Consider the following 2611-nt stretch of genomic DNA (forward strand, 5'->3'; position numbering starts at 1 on the left):
CATTGTTTGACATACTGAATCATAGACGTTTATAGTGATGTAAATTTTATGCCTGCTTTTCTTGCATGGTGAACTAAATGTATAAACACATCCCCGCCGAAACTAAGAAGCAGGTCATTGACCTTTACATGGAAGGCATGAACGGCAACAAGATCAGTAATAAACTTGGGCTGAACCCTTCCAGCGTCTACAGCATAATTAAGTCCCACAAAACGATGAACAACAAAATCAGCAAACCAGAGGTGCCTTCTGCTTTTAAGTCGCTTGAGGATGCCGTAACAGCTGCTTTGTTTTGCAAAATCTTAGGTTTTGACTCGGAACTCGCAGGTCAGATCTGCAGAGACTTCGGATGCAACGCTGACATGTTGAAAGAAATTGCAAAATGGCATCAGCAGGATCAGCAAGAGCGTGCTCTCGAGCAAAAAAATGAGCTCAAAGCTTTGCATGACAAGAACACTGACTTAACCAAGGATCTTGAGTTGCTGTCAACCGAGCTGGCAAAAAGCAAATACGCTCTAGCTGAGTTTGGGCAGGAAATGTTGCTCATCAAAGCTGAGTATAAAAAGTCTATTAGTGCTCTTACAAAAGAGCATAAAAAGACTATCAATGCCCTCGAAAAAGAGCGAACCAAGGATCAATATAAGCTTGAGCTAGCAAAAAAAGTTGCAGCGGCTTTCTCGGAGCTTCCGCTACAAAAAATGTAGCCCCAGAAATCCGCGAGCATATTCTTAAGCTGATTGAGCAGGAAGCGAAAGAGGGCAGACTTAGTTTCAGAGAGTGTTGTCGCACTCTTGGTCTAAATCATTGCACTTATTATAAGTGGAAAAAGAATCCTAATTGTGCTGATAGAAGAGCTAAAGGGCTTAGAAACCCGCCTGTTTATTCAAATCCGAATAATAAGCCCGGGTTTAAGGGTGATCCTAAGGTTCGAGAGCAAATCATTAGAGATCTGTTGAACCCAGAGCTTGCCGATATGAGCATCCGCAGGCTACATCACTACCTTCAGTCAAACGGAATTTATCGTGCGTGCGAGCGTACATACTATCGCATTGCCGATGAGATCGGGCTGTCTTCATCAACTACCAAGAAGAAGAAGTCCAAAAAATCTGAGTCAATCGTCAAAACTCAAGTTAGATTGCCTCTTAAGGCAGATGGCCCGAATCAAGTATGGGTTTGGGATATCTCATACTTTAAGGCATTTAATGGGACAAAATTTGTCTACCTATTTGCCGTCATGGATCTGTACAGCCGAAAGATTGTCCATGCCAAGTTTTATGACAATCAAGAGGCTGTTACAGCGGTCGAATTCTTTAAAGAAGCATTTGAGAAAAACGGCATTACACCAGCCACAAAGCTTCATATTCACTCAGACAATGGCCCAGCCATGAGGTCTGAGTTAACTGTTAATTTATTTAAACAGTATGGTGTAGAACTAGATACCAATCGTCCATTGCACAGCAATGACAACCCTCACATTGAGTCATATTTTGGAACCTTAAAGGGGCCATATGACTTCAAAGTAACAAACTGCACGAGTCTTGATGAGTGTAACGAACGACTGGATATCATGGTGCATAGGTACAACTTTCTATATCCTCATAGTGCTCTAAACGGCGTTCCTCCCGGTATACGTCACGATGGCGTTGAGGCTGAAAAGGCATACCTTAAAAGGATGTATGACGTTCACAAAGAACATTTTGAAGCGCATGAAGAACGTTATCCGAGAAAGTATATGAGAAGTTATGAACGTGCTGGGGCGCAATATCTAAGCCCAACAGCTCGTCAGGTAGCTGAAGGTATTGAAAAGGATCCTAGAAATAGGAATCTAAGATATCTGAAGAAAGCCCAAGAACGTCATCATATAACTGCACCAGATGACCACAACAGTAGCATTGTTCTTAACGAAGTTGCTACTGATCTTTAGGTAAATTTGGCCTAAATAGGCTATTTACTAACTAAAACTACTGTGCATGATGACATGGTCACTTTAGTACCATGTTGAATCAATAGTTGGACTAAAGCTTGGCAGCAGGTTTTAGATTACTTTTGGCAATACTTAGTTAATAGCATCAAAAGATTAACAATGGTCATGCTAAAAAAGTTGATTTAACTTAATCGAATTGTTCATATATTGCATCGTTTCGCTACTGAAACCTTACCAAAAGCACAATAGTCAGCTTGACGTTAACTATGCATTACTTATGAACAATATGGATGAGGCAATCTGCTTAATAGTGTATGTGACCAGGTAAGCGTCGTATTATCTTCATACTTCGTTACGCTTAATGGGAATTGGCCGAATATCGACCGATACTAAGTCCTTTGATGTTTTATTGAAGATCCCGGAGCTGTACCGGAGGCCTTTGGGCAAAACAGCATAAGCTCGCATTCAGTTGATGCAAAGATGTATTGATATCATGGTCGTTATTACATCTAAATATCATACTGTTAGTATGAAAAGACCATGAGATGGTTTAAATCCTGGGCACAGCAGTTTTTAAACTAAAGCAAAAAGTTAGATGACGGCTGCCAGTCATCTGATTGAAATTCCAAATAACCTTGAGCAGGTATAATTTTTATAAAACTGTCTAAGAAAGGTTGACAAGCAACG

Annotated in this window: 2 protein-coding genes; both read left to right on the forward strand. The window is 40.6% G+C overall.

The window, feature by feature from the left end:
• Positions 1-77: 77 nt before the first annotated feature.
• Positions 78-704: a helix-turn-helix domain-containing protein gene (locus H524_RS0111795; RefSeq protein WP_027940337.1), complete on the forward strand. Its 627-nt coding sequence runs from the start codon at positions 78-80 to the stop codon at positions 702-704.
• Positions 705-736: 32 nt separating this feature from the next.
• Positions 737-1924 (forward strand): IS3 family transposase, encoded by a 1188-nt coding sequence (locus H524_RS0111800; protein WP_245580467.1) that lies wholly within the window; start codon positions 737-739, stop codon positions 1922-1924.
• Positions 1925-2611 lie beyond the last annotated feature (687 nt).

Origin of the sequence: Anaerobiospirillum succiniciproducens DSM 6400, assembly GCF_000482845.1 — a bacterium.
Classification (GTDB): Bacteria; Pseudomonadota; Gammaproteobacteria; order Enterobacterales; family Succinivibrionaceae; genus Anaerobiospirillum; species Anaerobiospirillum succiniciproducens.

Bases quoted from the DNA above. Each gene is read 5' to 3' on its own strand.
- H524_RS0111795 (WP_027940337.1), top strand. From the start codon at position 78: ATGTATAAACACATCCCCGCCGAAACTAAGAAGCAGGTCATTGACCTT.